Origin of the sequence: Dyadobacter sp. LHD-138 (assembly GCF_030929615.1) — a bacterium.
GTDB lineage: Bacteria > Bacteroidota > Bacteroidia > Cytophagales > Spirosomataceae > Dyadobacter.
Genome location: NZ_JAVFVU010000016.1, coordinates 1 through 25449 on the forward strand (window position 1 = coordinate 1; position 25449 = coordinate 25449).

General features: G+C 43.2%; 19 protein-coding genes. 5 read left to right on the forward strand and 14 right to left on the reverse strand.

What is annotated here, in order from left to right; translation table 11 throughout:
- Window positions 1–278 precede the first annotated feature (278 nt).
- The 11 genes from RB622_RS13875 to RB622_RS13925 all read right to left on the reverse strand — a co-directional run bounded on the left by RB622_RS13875 (window position 279) and on the right by RB622_RS13925 (window position 12820).
- Window positions 279–1700, reverse strand: a complete 1422-nt coding sequence (locus tag RB622_RS13875) for a DUF4173 domain-containing protein (RefSeq protein ID WP_308047163.1) — start codon at window positions 1698–1700, stop codon at window positions 279–281.
- Window positions 1701–1852: 152 nt separating this feature from the next.
- Window positions 1853–3175 (reverse strand): DEAD/DEAH box helicase, encoded by a 1323-nt coding sequence (locus tag RB622_RS13880; RefSeq protein WP_308047164.1) that lies wholly within the window; start codon window positions 3173–3175, stop codon window positions 1853–1855.
- Window positions 3176–3220: 45 nt separating this feature from the next.
- Window positions 3221–3694 (reverse strand): hypothetical protein, encoded by a 474-nt coding sequence (locus RB622_RS13885; RefSeq protein ID WP_308047165.1) that lies wholly within the window; start codon window positions 3692–3694, stop codon window positions 3221–3223.
- An 81-nt stretch (window positions 3695–3775) separates the two neighbouring features.
- On the reverse strand, window positions 3776–4798 hold the full coding sequence (locus RB622_RS13890) for an aldo/keto reductase (protein ID WP_308047166.1): 1023 nt from the start codon (window positions 4796–4798) through the stop codon (window positions 3776–3778).
- Window positions 4799–4869: 71 nt separating this feature from the next.
- Window positions 4870–5250 carry a co-chaperone GroES family protein gene (locus tag RB622_RS13895; protein ID WP_308047167.1) on the reverse strand — a complete coding sequence of 127 codons (381 nt, stop codon included), beginning with the start codon at window positions 5248–5250 and terminating at the stop codon, window positions 4870–4872.
- 162 nt (window positions 5251–5412) lie between these two features.
- A complete protein-coding gene (locus RB622_RS13900) occupies window positions 5413–6873 on the reverse strand; it encodes an MBOAT family O-acyltransferase (protein WP_308047168.1) in 1461 nt (486 codons plus the stop codon).
- A gap of 21 nt (window positions 6874–6894) precedes the next feature.
- On the reverse strand, window positions 6895–8595 hold the full coding sequence (locus RB622_RS13905) for a hypothetical protein (protein WP_308047169.1): 1701 nt from the start codon (window positions 8593–8595) through the stop codon (window positions 6895–6897).
- A complete protein-coding gene (locus RB622_RS13910; RefSeq protein WP_308047170.1) occupies window positions 8588–10003 on the reverse strand; it encodes a DUF6056 family protein in 1416 nt (471 codons plus the stop codon). Before RB622_RS13910 ends, RB622_RS13905 begins: the two co-directional genes overlap by 8 nt.
- On the reverse strand, window positions 9996–10946 hold the full coding sequence (locus RB622_RS13915; RefSeq protein ID WP_308047171.1) for a glycosyltransferase family 2 protein: 951 nt from the start codon (window positions 10944–10946) through the stop codon (window positions 9996–9998). The genes RB622_RS13910 and RB622_RS13915 overlap by 8 nt, the downstream gene beginning before the upstream one ends.
- Window positions 10947–11061: 115 nt before the next feature.
- Window positions 11062–12138: an LptF/LptG family permease gene (locus RB622_RS13920; RefSeq protein WP_308047339.1), complete on the reverse strand. Its 1077-nt coding sequence runs from the start codon at window positions 12136–12138 to the stop codon at window positions 11062–11064.
- Between the two features lie 19 nt (window positions 12139–12157).
- Entirely contained in the window at window positions 12158–12820 is a 663-nt protein-coding gene (locus RB622_RS13925) for a metal-dependent transcriptional regulator (RefSeq protein ID WP_308047172.1), read from the reverse strand.
- A gap of 150 nt (window positions 12821–12970) precedes the next feature.
- Here RB622_RS13925 and RB622_RS13930 point away from each other — a divergent pair, with 150 nt between their 5' ends.
- Together RB622_RS13930 and RB622_RS13935 are read left to right on the forward strand one after the other, a co-directional pair.
- Window positions 12971–14320, forward strand: a complete 1350-nt coding sequence (locus RB622_RS13930) for an Nramp family divalent metal transporter (RefSeq protein WP_308047173.1) — start codon at window positions 12971–12973, stop codon at window positions 14318–14320.
- 94 nt (window positions 14321–14414) lie between these two features.
- Window positions 14415–16358 carry a KUP/HAK/KT family potassium transporter gene (locus RB622_RS13935; RefSeq protein WP_308047174.1) on the forward strand — a complete coding sequence of 648 codons (1944 nt, stop codon included), beginning with the start codon at window positions 14415–14417 and terminating at the stop codon, window positions 16356–16358.
- A gap of 134 nt (window positions 16359–16492) precedes the next feature.
- Here the strand turns inward: RB622_RS13935 and RB622_RS13940 are convergent, their stop codons facing one another.
- Window positions 16493–17014, reverse strand: a complete 522-nt coding sequence (locus tag RB622_RS13940; RefSeq protein WP_308047175.1) for a phosphoribosyltransferase family protein — start codon at window positions 17012–17014, stop codon at window positions 16493–16495.
- A gap of 115 nt (window positions 17015–17129) precedes the next feature.
- Window positions 17130–17837: a glutamine amidotransferase-related protein gene (locus RB622_RS13945; RefSeq protein ID WP_308047176.1), complete on the reverse strand. Its 708-nt coding sequence runs from the start codon at window positions 17835–17837 to the stop codon at window positions 17130–17132.
- Between the two features lie 273 nt (window positions 17838–18110).
- Between RB622_RS13945 and clpB the strand changes: the two genes are divergently transcribed.
- From clpB to RB622_RS13960, 3 genes are all read left to right on the forward strand, one after another.
- The gene (gene clpB, locus RB622_RS13950; protein ID WP_308047177.1) at window positions 18111–20717 is read left to right on the forward strand and encodes an ATP-dependent chaperone ClpB; all 2607 of its coding nucleotides are present in this window, start codon (window positions 18111–18113) and stop codon (window positions 20715–20717) included.
- Between the two features lie 234 nt (window positions 20718–20951).
- Window positions 20952–21503 (forward strand): type 1 glutamine amidotransferase domain-containing protein, encoded by a 552-nt coding sequence (locus RB622_RS13955; RefSeq protein ID WP_308047178.1) that lies wholly within the window; start codon window positions 20952–20954, stop codon window positions 21501–21503.
- 178 nt (window positions 21504–21681) lie between these two features.
- Window positions 21682–23184 (forward strand): ATP-binding cassette domain-containing protein, encoded by a 1503-nt coding sequence (locus RB622_RS13960; RefSeq protein WP_308047179.1) that lies wholly within the window; start codon window positions 21682–21684, stop codon window positions 23182–23184.
- A 417-nt stretch (window positions 23185–23601) separates the two neighbouring features.
- Here RB622_RS13960 and RB622_RS13965 read toward each other — a convergent pair whose 3' ends face one another.
- The gene (locus RB622_RS13965) at window positions 23602–25434 is read right to left on the reverse strand and encodes a cytochrome c peroxidase (protein WP_409021476.1); all 1833 of its coding nucleotides are present in this window, start codon (window positions 25432–25434) and stop codon (window positions 23602–23604) included.
- Window positions 25435–25449: the final 15 nt, after the last annotated feature.

Here is a 25449-nt window from a genome sequence, read left to right on the forward strand (position 1 = left end):
TAAAAGCGTTCCGTTCCACCTCACGGGGTGTCAGGGATATTTCATTCTTCCTTTTCAGACTATCCAAACTCTACGCATGAAGTCCCGATTCAATTCCCCCCAAGAATTTGGCTTGTTCCGTTTTTTGACCAAAATGGTTCGAAGGCTCACTTCTCAATCGTTTCCGGCTCATAGCAATATCCAGAATGCATCTGGAAAAAATCAACTGATAATATATAATTTCCCAAAGAACGGACGTACCAGATTCACTGAATTGAGAATCTGATACGCTTCCAAGACTATTTTATTGCGAGTTGCTTTTCCAGCCAAATACCATCCCAGGTCCTTTCCTGCCACTTTGACGAAACTTTTACAGACCCTATTTTCTCCCGGATCTGTTTTTCGTATGGCATAATTCTCGGATCATTGGCAGCCAAAAGTTCATTTAAATACGGCAGCTGGCTATTGCCCAGGCTCATGATGTACTGCATATCCAGGTGATTGGCATAATTAGGATTATACCAGGTTATTAGCCGGTCCCAATTGATCATGCCATAACATGAAATGACAAAATATAGTACCCAGGCGTTTTGCCGTAATAAATACCAGTTTGTCCGTATCCGATAAATTTTAAGCAAAGTAAGATAAAGGCCAATGCCGGATAACAGCATACCAATAAATACCCAGATCCGTTTGTAGGTTAAGCCAAATGCATCGATGTACAGGAGATTTTTATAACAGGTAAAGAGAATCAGCATCCCGTTAAGTGCAATCCAGAGTGAAGCCAGCTTAACAAGCCTTTCTTTGCGGACGTAAAAATTCTGATTTGCCCGAAAATAGTACATAATTAATAAAATGGCCACGATTAAACTGACAACCAAAGCTTCAAGTCCCTGATGCACCTGCTCGGAAAAATCCGCAGCCGAATGATTAAGCGCAGGCAGAAATATCTGAAGAATATTAAAAACCAGAAATATCACGATCAGGGCATTGAGCATAATAAACATAACAACCGCCTGTTTATTCTCATAATAAAGCCCCATCGGCGTTCCTGCGTGTCTTTTTACACGGATTCTGGAAAGCATGTCGGGCTGTTTAATATCCCAATCCGTTAATTTTTCGATACCCCATGAAAAAAATAAAGGGCAAATAATGATGGCGCTAAAACCGATATAGGCGATCAGTTCAAAGTTAAATTCCCATGCAGGAAAGGTGATTTTCAGAAAAAAATCAGGATTGGATGCACCGTACAACATGTAAAATATCAGGGTAACCGAAACCGGAGCCACATACAAAGGCATTTTTTTTATTAAAAAAAGCGATCGCTGCGGCTTTAGAAACATTTCATGGATGAGTTTTATCCCGCTAATAATCGCCTGTAAAAAGCTGAATAAAAAACTACCGGTAAGGCCATTCATAAAAGCCACCCACAAACTACTCCGTACTGAAAATACAAATCCGGCAAGCACAATGAAGGAGATATTATAAGCTGCAATATCGCTGAACGTTGCATGCCAGGCGGTGCCTGTAGCAATGATCAGATGCCCGGTCGCAGCCAGCAGCCAGAATTTTTCGTTTAAAAGACCGTGGTACCAGGTGATAACCGCAACACTCAATAAAGAAAATACAAGCGCATTAACGCCGGTTGCATTGCTGTAAAACAAATACGTGTGAACAGCGGTCATGGCGAACCAGAGCAGATAAGTACGAAGTTTGATCATGGTTTTTATATTTTAAAAGTACTTTGTATTACAAAGTAAATAGATTTAAAATTAGAAAGAGAAAGAAAACGTGTTTTTTTTCGGTAAAACAAAAAGCGGATAATCCTCTGAGAGGTTACCCGCTTTCTATACTTAAATGATTATTAATTTCCTTACCGCGCCACTTCAATCTTGAACTTCTTCCCCTTCATTTTCTCCTCGAAAATCAGGCTGAGCATCGATTTTACCTTGCTTTTCCTTACGGCTGCGAAGGATATAGTGTCCTTCACCTCGATCAATCCAAGATCTTGTTTTTCAAGTTTTCCTTTTTGCAATAAAAACCCGACAATATCCATTTTGTTCAATTTGTTCTTTTTACCACCACTGATATAAATGGTCGTCCAGTCCGAGGGAGCCGGCAAAGTCAGCTTGGCCGGCAGGTCAAGGACCGGCGGCTTTCTGTCGATATAATTCGGTAAAGTATCATCAGCATTCAGCAGGATATAAGCCGTACCTTCAGATAACATCCGTGCCGTACGACCATTTCTATGCGTAAACTCATCCCCTTTCATCGGAAGCTCAAAATGGATAACATGCTTCATATCAGGAATATCCAGACCTCTCGCTGCTAAATCCGTTGCAGCCAGGTATAAGACCGATCCATTCCGAAAACGAATCAAGGTACGCTCGCGCTCTTCTTGTTCAAGCTTGCCGTGAAAATAGGTACAGTCGATACCTTCTTCTTTTAATATACTGCTTAATCTTTCCACCGATTCCCGCAGATTGCAGAAAATCAATGTTGATTCCGCCCCCAGGAAACTAAGAAGCTGCACAAGCTTCTCGGTTTTATCCTTTTTCTCGGACAAAACCAGTTTAACCGTTAAGCCGCTATTTTGTTTTTTGTTTCCGATAAAATCCAGTTCGACCGGATTTTTCACTCTGGTAAATGCCGGTACTTTTGTCCCTGCCGTAGCCGACACAAGAATTGTCTTTTTCAATGCGCGAAGATTGCCCATGATCTCCCCCATTTCATCCTGAAAACCAAGCTCCAGCGACTTATCAAATTCGTCGAGAATCAGTGTCGTAATTTTTCTGGTTGTAAAAGTTTTGCGGAAAATATGGTCCATCAGCCTGCCGGGCGTTCCAATCAAAAGGGCAGGCGCCTCACTCAGACTTCTGATTTCCGTCTGCATATCATGACCGCCATAACAACAGGTAACCTTAAAACCCGTTGACATTTTCCGCCACACCTGCTCAATCTGTAATGCCAGTTCTCTTGTCGGTACAACAACCATGCACTGCACGTCCGCGATATCTTTTTGCAAAATGGATAAAAGCGGCAGCAGAAACGCCAGTGTTTTACCTGAACCTGTTGGCGATAGTAAAAGTATTTCTGAATTTTCCTGAATCGCTGTATTTGCTTGCTGCTGCATTTCATTCAATGCAACAATACCCAGCCCTGAAAGCGTGGTCTCTAAGTTTTCCTGATTTGACATGGGACAAAGGTACTCTGTTCTGCGACGAAAACCGTGCACCGGAAATTATTTGATCTTTATTGTCCCTTTAAACCGCTTTGGCTGATTGTATAAAACCAGTCCAAGTAATTTCCATTGATGATCTCCGGCCACATCATAATGTATTACACCGTTGTTCAAATAGGTATACGTCAGCCCGGGCGCCCATTCATGCCCAATTACCGTTCCTGACTTCAATACCTTACCAGACAATTGTCCGCTGTAAATAGAATCCTTACGATACACATACATCAGGTCCAGGTTATAAGAGAGTGACTCTTCCAGATTTTCCGTACCGGCTATTTCATGCGCCCTCAACTGATTGGCCTGACTTTGATTGTTAACAACGGCACTGCGCATAAAAGACAAAATGCCGACAATAAATACAACCGCAGAAAGCATTCCGAGATTTTTCAACACCAATTTCAATACACTGAACACGATCAGCAGGAACCAGACCAGCATGCCCAGATTCAGCAAAGACCATAAAAGATAATTCATTTTTGCATTTTAAGTTGAATGAAAAATAGAAAAGCAGCCAGATTCCAGCTGCTTTTCTATTTTAATTTGTAATCAATCCGGCTATTGCGGGATCCTGTCCCTGCCCTGCCGTTCAAACATCCATTGCGGATACTCCGTACTTAATAAACTGGCTTCGTACAACTGGGCAAGATCAGATTGCGACAACGAAATGGTTGTTGCTGCGATATTTTCTTTCAATTGCTCCGGCTTTTTCGCGCCAATGATCAGGCTCGTCACGCTTTTTTGACTCAATACCCAGGCCAGCGCGATTTGTGCGACTGATACGCCATGGGCTTCCGCAATCGGCTGAATAACTTCAATAATATCGTATGCTTTCTCCTTGTCAATCGGAGGAAAGTCAAAACTGTCACGGCGATTATCGCCCGAAGTTTTATTGTTTCTTGTATATTTTCCAGAAAGAAAACCACCCGCCAGCGGGCTCCATGGCATTAAAGCAAGGTTTTGATCTTCCATCATCGGAATCAGCTCACGTTCGAGCTCGCGGTTGGCGATGGAATAATAATGCTGACAAGCCACGAATTTCGTCCATCCGTTTTTCTCGGCAATACCATTCGCCTTCATGATCTGCCACGCCGCATGGTTGCTCACGCCGAGATAACGTACTTTTCCCGAACGGACGATATCTTCCAGACCGCGCATCGTTTCTTCAAGCGACGTGTAAGCATCTACGCCATGAATATAAAATAAGTCAATATGATCCGTGCCAAGTCTGCGCAAACTATCCTCTACGGAATCCATGATGTGCAGCCTCGATAAGCCAATCTGGTTCGCACCGGGCGCCATTCTACCTCTGGCTTTAGTAGCGACAACCACCTCGCTTCTGCTAATACCTAAATCTTTAAAAGCTTTCCCCAGTATTTCCTCGGATTTGCCATAAGAATAGACATTCGCGGTATCAAAGAAATTAATCCCGCTATCAAAAGCCGTTTTTATCAATGCATTGCCTTCTTCCTGCTGAAGCTTTCCAATGGCTTCCCAATATCCATCTCCACCGAATGTCATCGTACCAAAACAAAGTTCTGAAACCAGGACACCCGTATTTCCTAAAAACTTATACTTCATAAAATAGTCTGTTTTTAATGAATACTATAACCGTCCTTAAAAGTAAGGTTTATTTCAGCAGGGAAAGAGCATTATTCAAACAAATCTTCCGACCTGTCCAGCATCAAAATGGAGCCCTGAGGCACGATAACATATTTTTCTCCATCGTATTCCAGATCGATGGCATTTCTTTGCAGATAAATCGCAATATCGCCTTCCTTGGCCTGCAACGGCATGTATTTCAGCTTTTCCTCCACCTCTTTCCAGGACTCATCCTCCGACGCAGACGGAATTGGATAACCCGGCCCCACTTTGATCACATAACCGCTTTGCACCTGTTCCTTTTCAGTGATGGTGGGCGGCAAATACAGGCCGGTGTTCGTGCGGTCCGTAGGACTTTTGGGTTTAATCAAAACGCGGTCTCCTACGATGATCAATCTTCTTAATCGGTTATCTGCTGTAACTTCGTACATATATCAATTCTGTCGCGGTGCGACGTTATGGTTAATTTTATAAAATCTTACCTAAAAAATAATACTCAGCGGTTTCACTGTCAGGTTGGCAGAAATCGGGATATAGAAAACCTGATTTTCAAATTATCCATTGAAAATCTGACATTGTATGATTTCCCGTGATCAGAATTGGAAGTAAATAAACTGATTTTTTATGACCACACCCAGAAAGTAAACCAGGGACAAAATCGTTATGAAAAGCAACACAAAAACAGTCGTATTTTTCGTCGGGATATGCTGGCAATAATGTTCTTTAACCAAAAGAAAAACAATCAGAAAGACGCAAAACCACATTTCAACGTGATTGAACGGTGTATTGATTTTGTCACTCAATGATAAGGTTGTAATTTGTTTGAATATAATGACTGACTTGGTGATGTTATTTCTAAAAAACACCCATGTAAGTGTTACCAGAATAAAGGTCATTAAAACATTAAATGTCCGGACTATCGCATTATTAGGAATCGAAATTCCGGCATTTTTCAACCACTTATCGCGCAGGGATGCCGTAACCTGATACGTACCGTGCAGAGCTCCCCAAATCACAAATTGCCAGAATGGACCATGCCATAAACCACTCACCAGAAAGACGATGAACTGGTTGCGGTATTTGTTAAATTCACCTTTACGATTACCGCCCAGCGGGATATACAAGTAATCCCGAAACCAGGAAGATAACGAAATATGCCAGCGTCCCCAGAATTCGGCTACCGATTTTGACTCATAAGGCGAACGGAAGTTATCCATTAATGTAAAACCCATCACGCGCGCCGCACCAATGGCAATGTCAGAGTATCCTGAGAAATCGCAGTAGATCTGGAATGAGTAAAAGACCATCGCAGTAACCAAAGTTAATCCATTTTGGTCCGACGGAGCCAGATAGGCATGATCCACAACCATAGAAAGTCGGTCGGCAATCACCAGTTTCTTAAAGAAGCCAAATGCCATCTGCATCAAACCCGACTTTACCTTTTCAAAATCGTACTTAAAATAGGAATGAAACTGGTAAAGCATATTCTGCGGCCGCTCGATCGGACCGGCCACCAGCTGGGGATAAAACATCACATAGAGCGCATAAATACCAAAATTACGCTCAGGCGCCTGGTTTCCGCGATATACTTCAATGGTATAACTCATGGCCTGGAACGTGTGGAACGACAAACCGATCGGCAGTAAAATGTGACCCGCATTGTCCACCATCCAGGCAAGGATTGGCCGCGGAATCACCCTTTCCAGGTGCGGGATCATCGGGTGAAACCCAATACTTTCCATTAAATTATTAAAAGAATTTTCGAGAAAATCGTAGTATTTAAAGAAACAGAGAATACCGATATTTGAAATAAGGCTGATGATCAGTAAGAGCTTCTTCTGTTTTTGATCCTTTGTCTGGGCAATCCAGATCCCAGCATAATAATCGATAACGATGGTAGCAAACAGGATTAGGATAAAAACCGGTTTGAAAACCATGTAAAAATAGCAGCTCGCTGCCAGCAGCAACATCCACCGTCCCCGCCACGACAGGCAGAAATATGCCAGCGTAACCACTATAAAAAAGATTAGAAACTGTATTGAATTAAAAAGCATCAGTAACGAACGCGCATAGTGTTATTGAATAATTACCTTCTGGTTGGTCTGCGAAACCCTGGTACCATTTTTCGATACATTCCAGACTCCAATTTTATATTCTCCGGCCCGGATCGTACCCTTGGGACAAATCGCGCCGGTGTTATTTAAAGGAAAGGAAAACAAATACAGGTTGTTTTCTGATTCTAAAACAGCATAATTCCTTTCGCCTGAAACCGTTTGAAAATCATGACCGATATTCAAAACATCCGGCGAGGAATTATTCAGCACAACATTTACAGAGGTCATCCCTGACGAATCTGCCAGTGAGATTTTATCTTCATCTGCATGAATAAGCGGCTTCGGTAAAGAATAAATGCCCATTTTATCAACCTTTAATAGGGTCGTCGCCAGCATGGTTTCAAAGGCACTGTTTTTCGTAGCACCTAAACCGACACCGTTTCTCTTTTGGTTGAACGCAAAAGCGGTACGTACCACGCCTGTCTCCTCGATGATCGGCAAATAGTTTACGAACGTCGATGCCCAGACACCAATGGAAACCAATAACATCAGTACAAAAACCAAAATCTGGTTTCTGCCCTCGAATGACTGCACGACGATGATGTAAATAACCGAAGTCATTACCGCGGGATACATTTTATAAGTGCTCCAAAGGATAATATGCGGGTCAAATCGGGTCCTGAAAACGACCACGAGAATCATGCTGATCAGGACGTACACCAATGTCCCAAGCCAGAACGCGTTCCAGCGGTTGTTATCATGCTGTACTTTGGGCAGCCCTTTAAACCTTTTTGCAAGTTGGTCAGGAATCCACTGCCCCCAGAAAGGTGATGTGGATAAAATACCGATAAGCCAGGTCGAAAAAACCACAAATAACGCCAGTCCGGCCAGCGTCGGAATGATCATTCGTTTGGCAAATGCGGCATTGGCGATGATATCAAAATCTCCTCCCAGCATGGTGAAAAACGCAAGGAAGGTGCGGAAAGGATATTGCAGAATGTAATCGAAAGCCTTATCATTTCCCTGCACAAAATCGAAACCATGGAAATAAAGATAAATGGCAACGGCACCCGAAATTGTCCATAGCACAGCATCGCGCCAACGCACCTGAAATAGCAAAAGCACCAGTCCTGAAGGCCAGACCATCATGCCGTTGCCCATGCTGAACGTATCAATATAAGCCAGCAATAATGCCAGAAACAACGGAAACGTCTTCTGTTTGGCAAGAAAATACAAACTGGCAACAGATAACAAAATCACCATCTGATACTGCAATGACATGATTGTCATGAAAGTACCGGCATAGGACTGAAAGTTAAAGATGAAGAAAGCGATTGGCACAGCCAGTACCCATTTGCCGCCCTGACGCAGATAACTGTAAGCAAGCAATCCAAACAAAACGAGAACGCTCAGGTTTCCACAAAATGCCAGATCACGGAAATTAAGCTTATTCGTTAAAAAATATTGCCCCAAAACAATCAGACGCGCAGCCAGAACCCTATGTTCGTTGTTCGGAAAAATAATGGTCTGCCATTTTTCGATCAGCAAAGGCGCTTCAATCCAGTTGATCAGGAAATAAGGGATATTTTCAACATCGTCGAACCAGGGAATGTTGATGCTGTATTTTACACAGAAATAGTAAAATACGACGATCACAGCCAGTGGTAACAATCCAAGGAAAAATCGAACGGGAAGCGGTATGTTTTTTTCCTGACTATTCATGTTTATCAACCATAATGATAGCCTCTTTACCAAAATAACCCGCCATGCATTTATTCCACCAGTGATCTTTGTTGACACTGATATCATCAAAATATAAGGACATAGGCCTTGTCCGGATAGGCGGCAAGTAAACGACGGGATCCTTTGAATTCTGGATCATTGCATAACGTTCTTCCGTTTCCCTGCTAAAAGCCGCGGCTTTTCCTTTCAATAAGTCGGTGTAAATCATTTTCACATTGCTGCTGCGGAAAAACGAAAATGCAATCGAGATCACCAATAAGGAATACAACACGCCGTAACGCAGAAACGACAATGGGAAATGCCCCGTATAACGTGTATGCAAATAGTGAAATATTACCCCGACGACGTAGAACCAGCCGATCAGGAAAAACAGGTACACGCAGTTTAGAGCGCGTGCCGAAGGTTCAATTCCAATACCATAATAGGAAGGAAATATTTGCGCAGACAATACGCCAATGTAAAGCAGCACGGCAAACCATACCGGCATGGAAAAATATTTTCGGGCGCCAACAGATACCTTGGAAAGTACAATAATCCAGGCCAGTGAGAAAATCAATAAAGGTGTTTTAAAAGTCCAGTCGAAGCTTAGGAAAGCCAGTTTTTTAAATGAAGAAACGACCGAAAAAACAATATTCCTACTTAAAGGATTACCGTCCAAACGTGCCTGATTTCCGGGCGCGGTAAAAAAGAAATAGCTGGATACAGCCGCTACGATGAGCATGCTGACCATTAAGCCATCGATTTTTCTATGAAATACCAGTTTGTAAAACCATAGGGCTGCAATCAGTAAAAGAATAATCAACAGGTTGGTTTCGCTGCTTCCGATGATGGCGAAAACGAAAAAGTTGGCCAAAATAGCCAGCAACGTCTTTTTGGTATCCTGACGGTACCAATCCAAAACAACGGCCACCCACAAAAGCGTGAAAATATTAGGAACGGTGTAAGTAACAAAGGAGGCCATCCAATAAAATCCTTCCACGATGCTGGCCATTTTCAGGATGTACAGGAAAAAGATTACGCCTGCAAAACCTAAATGCGCAATCCGTGACAAGGTGGGCGTTAAATGCCGGAACAGGTTATACAATGCAAACAGCAGACCGGTAAATAAAACCACCGGAATGACCTTAAACCCGGTAACCGAATGGAACAGCAACGGGTTTGAATGGTTCAGGAAAATACCAAAATACCTTCCGGTCCATCCCGAATAGTAAAAATTCATCGCTTCCAGCCAGCTGTATTTGAAAACCGTATCGATATAACAATAGTCGTCGGCAGGGGAAGGATGGTTGAAATAGGAAAGTGCCAGCAAAGGCAAAAGCACGCTCAATAAAAGCAGCGTGTTGATGTAATTACCAACGGTTCGGTATTTCTTATAAAATCTATTCATTAACTGTTTTCTCAATAATGTAACGTGGACGGCCCTTTACTTCTTCGTAAATTTTGCCGATATACTCTCCGATCAAACCCAGGGCCATCATATTGGAACCGCTGAAAAAGGTGAGAGGCAGCATGGTTGACGTCCAGCCCGGGACAGTATGCCCGATTAAAAATGATAAAAAGATATAAGCCACGATCACCATCGCGACCATAAAATTGAAAAAGCCAAAATAAAGCACCAACCGCATTGGAAAGGTAGAAAAGGAAGTAATCCCGTTCCACGCAAAAAGCAACATCTTACTTAACGGATACTTGGTTTCTCCGGCTACACGTTCCAGACGGCTGTAAACCACCTTGTCATTCCTGAAACCGATCAGCGGCACAATACCGCGCAAGAACATATTAATTTCCCTGAAATTGCCCAGTTCCTGAAGAACGCGGCGATCCATCAGACGAAAATCTGCGTGATTGAATACAACCGGAACGCCCATTTTCTGCATCAGTACATAAAACCCTTCTGCCGAAAAACGTTTGAACCAGCTGTCAGCGCTTCTGTCGCCGCGCACACCGTACACCACCATAGCACCTTCCTGATGTTTTTCGATCATGGAAGTAATCGCATTGATGTCGTCCTGCAAATCGGCGTCAATGGTAATAAAGCAATCAAAGTTATCGATATGTTTTTCAAGACCGGCCATGATCGCACTCTGGTGACCAAAATTTCTTGACAATTTAACACCAATGATCGTATCGTCCTGTTGGCACAAGTCTTCAATGATATCCCAGGTTTTATCCCGGCTTCCATCATTAACAAAACAGATTTTGCTGTCTGCAGCAATAAGTCCCCGTTCTTTAATACCAGTGTAATAGGTTTTGAGCGTCGAATAGGTCAGATTCAAAATCGCTTCCTCATTGTAACATGGTACTACTAAAAGCAGACGAGATGGATTCATATTGTGTGGTTTGTTGGCGCGACAAAAATAGTAGTAATAAGTTAATTAAGTAGTTTTTGGCTGTTTTTGAAAAATTATCCCATTGAATCCCGGCGTGGGCATCGCAATAATAACCTCAGCGCGGCAATGTTTTATAGAGTAAAATCCCAATGCCTGCGAAGACCATATTAGGCAGCCAAACTGCAAACAGTGTGCTTACCGTTCCGGCTTCCGCAACGCCTTTTGACAATAAGAAAAACAGGATGTAAACGAATGCGAGCATAAAACCGAGGGCAATCTGCCAGCCTACCCCGCGCCTGCTTTTTCGCCCGGAGACAATGACACCTATGGCCGTGAGAATCAGAATGGCAAAAGGCTGGGTGAACCGCACGTATTTTTCAATCAGATAGACTTCGAGTCCATCCGCTCCCCGGCTTTTCAAAAGGTCGATGTATTCGTTTAATTCAGGCAGGGTGAACGTCTCGTACAAATTGTAATTACTTTCGAAATCCTTGGGATACAAATTGATCGTTGTATCAATATCTTTGGGATAACTGATGGATTCTCTCAGGCTGTCAATCGTCCTTACCTGGATATTCTGAAGGGTCCACTTCTGCTTTTTTGGCTGCCAGACAATCTTATCCGCTGAAAGTTTCTGCAAAAGCTGATTGCCTTTGATGGTTTCCATCGTGAACTTATTCCCCGTTTTCGTAGCATTATTATAGCTTTCCAGATAGGCGTACACATCCGGTGCGATGGTGATGTGCACATTTCGTCCGCTGAACGTAAATTCATTTTTCACATAGGCCTTCTCGAACGTGTTCCGGATTTTATTCGCCTTGGGAAGCACCCAGCCTACCTGAAGAAAAGTGATGCCGCCAAGCACCGTGGCACCCACCAGATACGGTAGCAAAATTCTGCTAAAACTCATCCCGCTGCTCAGCATGGCAACGATTTCTGTCCGGGCGGCAATCCGCGATGTAAAAAAAACCGTGGCGATAAATACCATCAGCGGACTGATATAATTGATCCAGTACGGTATTAAATTAAGGTAATAATCAACCAGAATTTCGTTAATAGGCGCCTTTTTTTCAAGAAAATCATCTACTTTTTCTGTATAGTCGATCATACAAATGATCAGTACGATCACAAAAGCAACGAAGAAATAAGTAATCAGGAAATTCTTGATCAGATAACGATCCAATATTTTCAATCTCATGGCTGGGTAGGTCTCATCGGCGTTGTACTAATAAATTTTTGGAAACCTCAAGACTTATAAACAACGTATGGTTTTCATTAATCTGTACAGATGCTGACTTATCATATTCGTTAATTTCTTTAATTTCGATCAAACAGCCAAGCGTTATACCGGCTCTGTCCAAATGCTGAAGAAACGACGGCGCATGATCAAGCACGCCCATCATCCTTACTTTCTCACCAATCTGGACCTCGGTCAGTATAAAATAATCCGGTTCGGTCAGGTTCCCTTTTGCATCAGGAATCGGGTCTCCATGCGGATCAAATCTCGGATGGCCAAGGAATGCATCGAGGCGTTCCACCAGATGATCCGACGGAATATGTTCAAGCTCTTCTGCAATGTCATGTACCTCATCCCAGCCGAAACCCAGTTTTTCAACCAGAAACACTTCCCATAACCGGTGTTTCCGGATTACGTTGATGGCAACCTTCTCACCCGACTCCGTAAGTCTTACGCCCTGATACTTTTTATAATGTATCAATCCTTTCTCTGCAAGCTTACGCAGCATATCCGTAACGGACGCAGCGCGGGTCGACGTACTTTCCGCCAAAGCGTTTGTACTCACCTCATGCCCTTCACGTCCTGAAAGGGCGTGAATAATTTTCAAATAATTTTCTTCTGTGAAGGAGTTCTGCATCGTATGTTTATCCCAAAACCTCAATATTTCAGCAAAAGTACAATTTACTAATCGTATTTAAAAAAATTTAGATTAACCTAAAAATATATTTAAAGTTTTACATATCTTTGTTTTCAATAAACCAAATTGTTTATTTTTGACATTCGAAAAATGTTTGACAATTTAACAGCCAAGGATTCATTGCCTAAAAACACCACGGACAACTCCGGTAAGCTTGCTTCATTACCAGAAGTACATGCTTCAATCCATGTACCCGAAGGTGCCGGTTTTTGGAAAAAGTTAATGGCTTTCACGGGGCCAGGGCTCATGGTCGCAGTCGGATATATCGATCCGGGCAACTGGGCTACGGATATTGAGGGAGGTTCCCGCTTTGGCTACACCTTACTAACGGTTATCCTGATCTCCAATTTATTCGCCATGTTGTTGCAGCATCTGGCACTAAAACTGGGGATTGCTTCCGGTCGTGACCTTGCCCAGGCTTGTCGTGATTATTACTCCCGCCCCGTTTCACTGGTGCTGTGGGTGTTGTCTGAAATTGCCATCGCTGCGACAGATCTTGCGGAAGTAATCGGTTCTGCCATTGCGTTAAATTTATTATTCGGTCTGCCCTTGACCGTGGGAATCGTTTTTACTTCACTCGACGTACTACTCGTTTTATATTTTCAGCAAAAAGGCTTTCGCATCATTGAAAGTATCATAGCAGCACTGATGAGCATCATTTTGTTAAGTTTTTTTTATGAAATGATCGTTTCACAACCTTCCCTTCCGGATATTTTAACGGGACTTTTGCCCAAAACAGAAATTGTCACCAACCCCGGAATGCTTTACATCGCGATTGGTATTCTTGGAGCCACAGTGATGCCCCATAATCTATATCTGCATTCCAGCATCGTCCAGACCCGAAATTTTAAACGGGACGATACCGGCAAAAGAAGCGCAATCAAGTTTGCAACGATTGATTCTACTCTGGCGCTCGGACTTGCATTTTTTATCAATGCCTCCATTTTAATTCTTGCAGCCGCCGCGTTTCATGAAAACGGCCATAAAGAAGTAGCGGATATCACAGACGCCTATCACCTGCTTGACCCGCTTTTAGGGGTTAGTCTGGCTGGAATTTTCTTCGCTTTGGCATTATTGGCATCAGGCCAGAGCTCCACATTAACGGGAACACTCGCCGGGCAGATCGTCATGGAAGGATTTTTAAATATCCGCCTGAAACCATGGCTACGGCGGTTGATCACGAGAGGAATTGCCATCGTTCCGGCGTTGATCATAACCTCCTTTTATGGTGAAAAAGGCATGGCCGAACTGCTCGTTTTCAGCCAGGTCATCCTGTCGCTTCAATTGAGCTTTGCGGTAGTGCCTTTGGTACTTTTTACTTCAAACCGCTCCATTATGGGGAATTTTGCAAATTCGAGAAACCTCACAATCCTTAGCTGGGTTATAACGCTAATCATCATATCCTTAAACGGTTACCTGCTTTTTCGGACGTTTTTTTAAGTATACGTAACTTGGGTTAAATTAAATTTCGGCTTATACCTATCTACTTTGCCTGCGGTTTCCTAACTTTCGCCGATTTTAAGAAACGAAATGAATGGAATCCAAACACAATTTTGACAAAATTTCTGCTGCCGGTATTCTTATTGCATTCGGAATTATTTATGGTGACATAGGTACATCTCCACTTTATGTAATGCAGGCCATTATTGGCAAAGAAGTAATCACGGAAGAAATTATTTACGGTGCACTTTCCTGTATCGTCTGGACACTGACCCTGCAAACCACTGTAAAATATGTTATCCTGATTCTTCGTGCGGATAACCGGGGTGAAGGAGGAATTTTCGCCTTATACGCGCTTGTTCGTAAACATGCCCGCTGGCTTACGGTTCCGGCTATTATCGGGGGAAGTACATTGCTTGCCGATGGTATTATTACGCCGCCTATTTCGGTTTCATCCGCCGTCGAAGGACTCCGCATTCTTTACCCGAACATTCAGACTATTCCCATCGTAATCGCGATCCTTACGCTGATTTTCATGATCCAGGCCTTCGGGACCAAAATCGTGGGACGTGCATTCGGGCCGATCATGATCACCTGGTTTTCAATGCTGGGCGTTTTAGGACTGTATCAGATTCTGGATCATCCCGGAATCTTCAAAGCCCTGAACCCGATCTACGGTTACGACCTGCTTACAAAACATCCGGGCGGATTCTGGATGCTTGGTGCCGTTTTTCTCTGTACGACGGGTGCAGAAGCACTTTATACGGATCTTGGACACTGCGGCCGTGAAAACATACGGATCAGCTGGATTTTTGTTAAAATATGCCTGGTCCTGAATTATTTCGGACAAGGCGCCTGGCTGCTTTCGGAAGTTGGCAATCTGCTTGACGGACGTAAACCATTCTACGAAGTAATGCCTGACTGGTGGTTGCTTCCGGGTATTACCATTGCGACATCAGCGGCTATTATTGCCAGTCAGGCCTTAATTTCCGGGTCTTTCACATTAATATCGGAAGCAATTCGTTTAAATTTCTGGCCAAAAGTTCGCCTGGTTTATCCGAGTGATCAAAAAGGCCAGCTATATGTGCCGAGCGTCAACTGGCTTTTGTGGCTGGGATGCATGGTTGTTGTGTTTTATTTCAAAGAATCTTCCAACATGGAAGCGGCGTACGGTCTGGCCATCACCCTGACCATGATCATGACCACCCTTCTTTTCTCCTATTACCTTTATTTAAAAAGGGTAAATCTATGGATCGTTATCGGTTTCATGCTGCTTTATCTATCCATCGAAGGACTTTTCCTTGGTGCCAACTTACTGAAATTCTCACACGGAGGCTGGTTTACGATCCTGATCGGGGTATTGGTTGCCGGTTTGATGACGGTTTGGTTAAGAGCATTTTATATTAAATTACGTTTAACGGAATACACAAAACTGGAATCTTATCTGCCTGCTTTGCGTGAGTTAAGCCGTGACATCAGTATCCCAAAGTATACTACGCATTTGGTTTTTATGACGAACGCATCGCGTGTTTCGGAAATTGAAACCAAAGTGATTTATTCGATCTTCCAGAAACGCCCGAAACGGGCTGATATTTACTGGTTTATCCACGTCGATACCACCGATGATCCGTACACTATGGAGTACAAGGTGAACACGATCGACGATGATGAAACGGTTATTAAAGTTAATTTCAAGCTTGGTTTCCGGGTCGAACAACGGATTAATCTCTTCTTCCGGAAAGTTGTAGAAGACATGGTGATGAATAAGGAAGTGGATATCACGAGCCGTTATGAATCTCTGAGCCGTCAAAATGTTACCGGTGATTTCCGTTTCGTCGTTTTGGAACGTTTCCTTTCCTTTGAAAACGACCTGCCGTTCATCGAGCAAATGATCATGAAAGCGTATTTCTTCGTGAAAGATTTCACGACTCCGGAAGACAAATGGTTTGGTTTGGACAGCAGTTCGGTTAAAATCGAAAAAGTACCGTTGATCATCCGTCCGGTCGAAAATGTAAAATTGAGACGGGTATACAGTTAATTTTAAAAACCCATTGATAAGACAAAGGGACAATATTTCTCATTTTGATCGAGAATATTGTCCCTTTTTGATTTCTCCCGATTTGCAATCGAGGGAAAATGGTTTCGCGTTTGCAACGCGCTTCAACGATTTTGTTATTTTAAATAAACCCCCTCTTCCGACGGACGGCTTAAAATCACTTCTACTCTTTCGCTGATAGTCGTGTTCAAAGAATAGCCCACGTAGTCCGCCGAAATTGGAAACTTATGGTGTTCACGATCAACAATGACTGCCACCTGAACCTTTTTCATCTGTACTTTCAAAAACGGTTCCAACGCAAATGCCAGGGTCCGGCCCGTGTTCAGCACATCATCCACAACGACGACGACCTGATTTTCTACCGGAACGGACTGATCATCAAAATGGATCTCACTTTGATGGTTCAGCGATTTATCAAATTTCAATTCAATAAGTTTGACTTCAAGCGGCGATATTGCCCGCAACTCCTGATTCAATTTTTTGGCAAATTCATAGCCCTCACCAGCAATCCCGGCCAGGATAATACTGCGCTCTTCAAAATTCTGTTCGTATATCTCAAAAGCAATCCTGCGAATTTTCTGCTGCGTCTGTAACGAAGTCAATATCTGTCGGCGTGTGATTTCGTTCGTATCTATCATGTGAATGTTGGGTTCTAAATCTCGGATCGTACTAAAACTTGTTACTGTTTGTCTATTCTTTTGTAAAAATCCTATAATCTTAGGTGACAACAAAAAATTATAGCATGTTTCGCCATTATTTATTCGCTTCCGCAAAGTTTACAATCCATTGCGCTATGTTTTTTTCCGAAGTCGGCAATTCCAGGCTCATGATGCCCAGCTCCACTTTCCGTGCGCCAATCCTGTCCACGCGCAGTTCCATCAGAGCCTTATCATAGCTTTTAGGAAATTCCGGGTGCGCCTGAATACCCAGCATATTTTCCCCGATTTGAAACATGGCGTGCGGGCAGTCAGGGGTTTGGGCCAGTAAAATACTTTCGGCCGGCAAGGTCAAAACCTGATCCTGACACATCATCAAAAGATTAAAGGATGTCATCGCCGGACGCATCCAGTTTGTATGTACCAGGGTTTCAAAAGGGTGAACGCCCACGCACCAGCCAACAGCCGACTTTTGCACTTTTCCACCCAGCGCCTCCCCCAGCATCTGATGTCCAAAACACACCCCGATAAAAGTTTTTTTCGACTTATGTAAATCCTGAACAAAGGCTTTAAGGTTATCAATCCATATTTCCTCATCATAAACCGAGGACTTTGAACCCGTACAAATGTAAACATCACAGGTGTTTACGGATTCCGGGAAATGACCATTGCAAACATCAAAAAATTCAAACTCCCAGTGTGGGGCTATCGCCGCAAACAAGGCAGGAAACATTTGCCGGTAATCTCCCGCAATATGCACTAATTCTTCGCGAACATGGTCGCATTCCAAAAGACCGATTTTCATTAAAATTTATCTTAAAAATTAACTTTTCCCGCAATTCAAGGCTCCAATATTTTTGTTAAATTTAAACATTTAAACCTAATAAATAGACGAAAGCCGCTGGTGGGTTCTCAGCCATTCCTGGTTAATATTTTCAAAAATCCTTACCCAAATATGACTTTTTGACGTATATTCATCAAAACACTCCCCGGATCGCGACATAATTTCCGATTTTACGATCCGGCATACTGTTTTGAGGAAAGAATGTATGTTACCAAATTTCAACTAAATACCGCCATGAATTTCAACCAATATACTATCAAGGCGCAGGAAATTATACAACACGCCGCGCAAATGGCCCAGGGAAACCAGCAGCAGGCCATTGAAACGGGGCACGTTGTTAAGTCCATTTTGGAAGAAGATCCAAATACGTCACAGTTTATTCTTAATTATTTAAATATAAGTGCAGACATTTTAAATAACCGTCTGCAAAAAATTCTTGACAGTTATCCGAGGGTGACGGGTTCAAGCCAGTCTTTTCTTGGAAACGACCTGGCCGCGGCCACAGCCAAAGCGCAGCAGTATCTGAAAGAGTTCGGTGATGAATTCATCAGTATTGAGCTTCTTTTACTGGGGATTGTAAGTGGAAAAGATTCCACAGCTGCCATGATGAAGGAAGTTGGGTTTAAGGAGAAAGAGCTTATTAACGCCATTAAAGAACTTAGAGGAAAAAATAACCCCGTGAAAGATCAAAACGCAGAAGCAAAATATCGTTCTCTGGAACGGTACAGCAAAAATTTAAATGAACTCGCAAAAGCCGGAAAAATAGATCCTGTGATCGGCCGGGATGAAGAAATCAGGCGTGTTTTGCAGATATTAAGTCGTAGGACCAAAAACAACCCGATTCTATTAGGTGAACCGGGTGTTGGTAAAACGGCGATCGTCGAAGGACTTGCCCAAAGAATTGTTCAGGGCGACGTACCTGAAAACCTTAAATCAAAAATTATCGCTTCCCTGGATATGGGTCTGCTGATCGCAGGTGCCAAGTACAAAGGTGAATTTGAAGAACGTCTGAAAGCCGTTATCAAGGAAGTGACAGATTCCGAAGGGGAAATCGTATTGTTTATCGATGAAATTCACACGCTTATCGGCGCCGGTGGCGGTGGTGAAGGCGCGATGGATGCTGCCAATTTGCTAAAACCAGCTTTGGCCCGTGGTGAATTGCATGCGATTGGTGCAACCACGCTGAAAGAATATCAAAAATACATGGAGAAGGATAAAGCTTTGGAACGCCGTTTCCAGGCCGTTATGGTGGATGAACCGACGATTCCCGATGCCATCAGTATTTTGCGCGGTATCAAAGAGAAATATGAGCTGCACCACGGTGTGAGGATTCAGGATGACGCCGTGATCGCGGCCGTTGAGCTTTCTACACGTTACATCAGCGACCGCTTCCTGCCTGACAAAGCGATTGACTTAATGGACGAGGCTGCCTCAAAACTTCGTCTCGAAATGGATAGTGTTCCCGAAGAACTTGATGAGCTGAACCGAAAGGTTATGCAGCTGGAAATTGAACGCGAAGCCATTCGCCGTGAAAATAACAAGGAAAAAGAGTCTATATTAAACAAGGAAATTGCCGACCTGAGTGAAAGAAGAAATAGTCTGAAAGCGCTTTGGGAAAATGAAAAAGGGAAAGTAAACGAAGTGCGTTCGCTAAAAGAACAGACGGAACAGTTACGTCTGGAAGCAGAACAGGCTGAACGCGCCGGTGATTTCGGAAAAGTTGCCGAGATCCGATATGGTCGAATCCCGGAAGTGAACAAACGACTGGAAGAATTACAGGCTTCTGAAAATGCGGAAAGTCTGATGCAGGAGGAAGTTACACCGGAAGAAATTGCGGAAGTTGTGGCAAAATGGACGGGTATTCCCGTGAGTAAAATGCTGCAAAGTGATAAGGAAAAACTTTTGCATCTGGAAGACCATCTGCATCAGCGTGTTGCCGGACAGGAAGAAGCGATCACGCTTGTTTCCGATGCGGTTCGTCGCAGCAGGGCTGGCTTACAGGATTCCAAACGTCCGCTGGGCAGTTTTCTTTTCCTGGGCCCGACGGGTGTCGGTAAAACAGAACTTGGAAAAACACTTGCTGAATACTTGTTCAATGACGAAAACGCCATGGTGCGGATCGATATGAGTGAGTATCAGGAACGCCATGCGGTAAGCCGTCTGGTTGGGGCACCTCCGGGTTATGTGGGTTATGATGAAGGCGGACAATTAACCGAAGCCGTTCGTCGCAAGCCGTACAGCGTTATTCTTTTGGACGAAATAGAAAAGGCCCATCCGGATGTCTGGAACATACTTTTGCAGGTTTTGGATGAAGGTCGTTTGACAGATAATAAAGGCCGTGTTGCGAATTTCAAGAATACGATTATCATCATGACCTCGAATATCGGAAGTCATATCATTCAGGAAAAGTTTGCCGAGGATGAAGGATGGAATCATACGCTGATCGTGGAAGAAGCAAAACAGGCCGTTCTGGATCTTTTAAAAGCATCGGTACGTCCTGAGTTCCTGAACCGGATTGACGAGATCGTATTATTTGAACCGCTTTCAATGAAAAATATTCGCAAGATCGTGGATATTCAGTTCAAAGGAATTCAGAAAATGTTGCAGGAACAAGGCGTAACGCTGGATGCAACGGATGAAGCACTGACAAAACTAGGAGAAGACGGTTTTGATCCGGCATTCGGAGCGCGTCCGCTTAAACGTGTCATGCAGCGTAAAATACTAAATGAACTTTCAAAAGGCATTTTAAGTGGCCAGGTTGCCAAGGATTCTGTGATTATGATGGAATTAAATGCGAATGGCGAGCTGATTTTTGAAAATGTCGGGAGTGTAGAGATCTAATTTCTAGTCAAAATGCCTTGCAGCGGACAGCCAAAAAATTTTGGCTGTCCGCTTTGTTTTACCCTGAAAAATTTGTAATTTAACAACAGAGAAAATCTGCACCACACTGTGGTTTCTTCACCACGTTTCGATCTCTATTAAGTCTTTTTGGGGAGCCTTTCGCATTGGCATATTATTTGTATTTCTGTATTTTATTAAAGAATATCAAGTCATAATTCAAAAACTATCCACAATATGAACTCGACATCAAATGCAATGAGGGTGGCTATTTTAGTAGCAGATGGATTTGAGCAGGTCGAAATGACTTGCCCACGTGAAACTTTGAATCAAAATGGTGCGACAACTCATATAATTTCTCCAAATAAAGATTCGGTTAAAGGCTGGAACAGAGTAGATTGGGGCGTAACACACAGGGTGGATGTGCCGTTAGATAACGCAAGAGCCGATTATTATGATGCCCTGCTTTTACCAGGCGGGGTAATGAATGTCGACGTGCTTCGTACCAATCCCAAAGCGGTACAGTTTGTACGTTCATTTTTTAAAAATTATAAACCTGTTGCGGCCATTTGCCATGGCCCGCAGATATTAATTGATTCCGATGTAGTACTTGGCAGGACTTTAACTTCGAACATCGCAATCAAAACAGACCTTGAAAATGCCGGGGCAATATGGATCAATCAGGATGTGGTTACTGACAATGGGTTGATAACAAGCAGAAAAACAGAAGACCTTCCGTCTTTTATCAGCTCAATGATGAAAGAATTTAATCTCGAACTTCATCAATAATATTTCATAAAGAATAGTGTTATTTATACGCCTGTTGTCGGGATTAAACCGAATGACAGGCGTATTTTTTATCTCGTTGCCACCTTTTGATTCCCGTCAAAGTTCACAATCTTTGTCAAATAAATGTAACCGGCGGCTTATACCGGCGATTTTAGTAACACCGATGGCGTAAATGAGTATGATTCAGATAGCACTAGAAAATGTTTTTGTCAAAAAATACGATACAACCGTTTTAAGCGGAATAAACTGGGAAATAAATTCTGGAGAACACTGGGCAGTTATCGGCCCGAACGGCTCAGGGAAAACAACATTACTTGACATTCTCGCGGGAAAATGGCCGGTATCGAAGGGAAAATTGCATTATGGATTTACCGAACCCGTTCGCGAAACAATCGAATTTGTGCCGAATGATTATTCATTTAACCGCATCGTCAATGCCGGTGCAGAGTATTACCAGCAGCGTTTTCATGCCTACGAAGCGGAACGCGCCCCTACCGTCCGTGCTATTTTAACCGATCAGCTGAAACCGGTGGGGACGGTCAATGAGAATTCTGTGCATCTGGAGCCATCTAAGGTAGATCATGCGCAATTGGAAAAAGTAAGTACATTGCTATCCATCACCCATTTGCTGGATCACCCTTTTGTAACACTTTCCAATGGAGAAACCCGCAGAATGCTGCTGGCTAAATCGCTGTTAAAACACCCGAAAATACTTTTACTGGACAATCCTTTCAGCGGACTGGATGTACATTCGCGTGAGGTTTTGAGAAATGCATTAAGCGAGCTCTCACAGTCCGGTGTAATGATCGTTATTGGCACAATCGCAACGGAAATTCCGTCTTGCATTACGCATGTGCTGGAAATGAATCATGGCAATATAGAAAAACTGGCTCCAATCAGCGATTTTAAGATAACAAATCAGACTCCGGAAGCCTTCCCACAACCCGATCCTCAAAAACTCGAACATTTCGGAGAACCCAATTTCAGCGATTTCGAAACCGCGATTGACCTCCGGAATATTAAGGTAAAATACAATGAGGATCAGATTTTAAAAGACATCAACTGGACGATTAAAAAAGGGGAAAAATGGGCGCTATCGGGGGCAAACGGATCCGGAAAATCTACTTTGTTAAGCATAATCACCGCCGATAACCCACAGCGTTTTGCCAACGATTACGACTTGTTTGATAAAAAACGCGGAGGAGCTGGTGCCTCTATCTGGGATATCAAGCAAAAAATCGGGCACGTTTCACCAGAGCTACATTTGTATTTCCCGAAAAACACCACGGTCTTTAAAACCATCGCATCAGGCTTTTTTGATGCAACAGGCATATTTTTTAAGAAACTGACAGAAATCCAGATTGAGCGGGTGCATGAAGTTGCCGAATTGTTACATGTTCATCCGTTGATCGAAAAAGATTTCTCACAATTGTCCAAAGGAGAACAAAGACTCGTTTTACTGGCAAGGGCTTTGGTTAAAAACCCTCCGCTATTAATTCTGGATGAACCTTGCCAGGGACTGGATACCGTATCCATCGAATATTTCAAATCCGTTGTCGATTCAGTTTGTAAAACACCCGAAAGGACGCTGATATACGTTTCGCACTATCTGAACGAAATTCCTTCCTGTGTGACCAGATTTTTGAAACTGGAAAAAGGAGAGGTTTTGGAGAACAGGTAATTCCCGACATGCGGTTTTCAAAAGTTACTTAACCAGCAAGTAAACGTCTGACAAACAGTAAATAGTTGATCGACTATTTACTGTTTCATATATTTCCAAGATAGAAAATAACGTCAAAGAGGTTCGTATCTCCACTTTGCAGAAAATAGTTGAGCTCGGTTTGGATGGGCATTTACAACTTTCGATTAAGCTATGACCGTCAATCTTGTTTTGCAACTGTATAAAAAGTAGTATTCGAATGATGCTTACCCTAGAAGTAAAACAATACATCGACAAAAGTGTTTTATGCTGACTCGCAACTTCCGGCAGCGACAACATACCCAAGGTTTCCCCGAAAGAAACGTTTACCTATCCGGATGATAACACTTTGCTGATTGCTCATCTGGCATCTCCTAACAGCATCGCCAATATTCAGGATTACATCACCTTCATAAACGCCACCAAAGCCTTTTTCTCACGATCTGTCAGATCCAGTTTATCAAATGGCAATGTCTGATTTTCCAGGTTAAAACCAAGCCCATTTCCTCCACCCTTGTTGTAAAAATCAACAACTTCTTCCAAAGTTTTAAAGACACCATTGTGCATGTAAGGTGCTGTCTGAGAAATATGTCTAACGGTTGGCGTTTTGAACGCATAACGATGCGGTTCGCGTTTGGTAAGGATAAACTTGCCAACATCCGGGTCAACTTTCTTGCCCGCAACTGTTGCCGGGGTACCCAGTACTTCGCTTTCAGTTTCCTGATAAGCCGGTGGAACCGTGCCGTTGAACAAAGGAAAAAAATGACAGGTCGCACATTTTCCTTTTCCCATAAATACATTAAATCCAAATTTTTCCTCAACCGTCAGGGCCTGCGTATTACCACGAAAATATCCGTCCAGTTTGGAATCCAAAGTATTCAGGGAACGAATATAACTCGCAATGGCATTTTTAAGCGTATGCTCCGTAATCCCTTCCTGGTACGAACCGGCAAATAACTTCTGGTACGTCGGCTGCCGTTTTAAAGCCCTCACTGCTTCGGGTAAAGAACCGTGCATCTCCTGCTGATTTTCAATAACATCACTCGCCTGATCTTCCAGGAAAGCAACACGGGAGTCGGCAAATTGAACGGCCTGAAAAGCTGCGTTCAAAAGCGTGGGTGCGTTCCGACCAATCCGACTACCATCCAGACCAACGGCAAAACTCTTCGTTTCGCCATCCGTAAACGCTTTTTCGGGTTGATGGCAGGTGGCGCAGGTTCTGTCTCCATTCCCGGACAAAACCGGATTAAAAAACAGCATTTTGCCCAACGCAATACGGTCGGCGGTGGACTGCTGCGCATCAAGATTTACATAAAAATCGGGATTGAAAACTCCCGAATCCGTTAACGTTCGGGCAGATGGCGACAACAAGCGTTTCTCTATAAAAACCGGAATCGCTAATGTTTTTTGAGCATCAAGCAGCAAACTACTCAATACATTGGCATCCTGATGGATAAATTCCAGACGGTCAAATCCATTAAAATCGCTTCCCTGTTTCAGTTTATCAATGGCTTTATCAAACGACTGATTGAGTTTCTGCGCAAGCGTGTGATCACGTTCCTTCAAATCATAATACGTCAACTGTTCCCGCAAACTTTCCAGTGAACTCGCTGCTTCCGGTAAAGAATGGAATGCAACCGGTGAATCGAATCCCGTAATTCCTTGTGATACAATGCGAAATACTTCCAGGCGCATGGCGTCAAAAACATGACTGTCGGTAAGTTCATTACCGGCAGAAATTTTTCGCAGGCGATTTACATTAGAGCGGATCACAGCCGCCAGCTCCATCGCTTCCTCATGTCCAGCTGAATCAATTTCAGGAAAAACCAACTCTTCCAGCACCTGAAATCCCTGCGGTGGGTTAACCCTTAAATCGTCATCTACTTCCGGAATATTGGGTCCGTTAAGCGCTTTGGTGGTCTCGGGACTATAATAAGCCGAAATAAATTCAACACGTTTATAGGCCAGTCTGGCTTTACAAAATGACGATTGAATGGTAGACGCAGATTTGTTCGCCTTTAAGTCACGCTGCAACTGGCTCACGGCACTATCCAACCCGTCAATATCCTTCATAAAAGCTTGTTTCACGATTTGAACAGGCCGAGTATCCGGTTTGGAACAAGACGAGTACAAACCACCCGTCAGCAGAACCAATGAAGACAAGGTTAACCACAACATATTTTTCCGTCCGGACGGGCGGGTAACGATATTTGATTTTTGCTCAGAAAACATAGCAGTATGGATGCA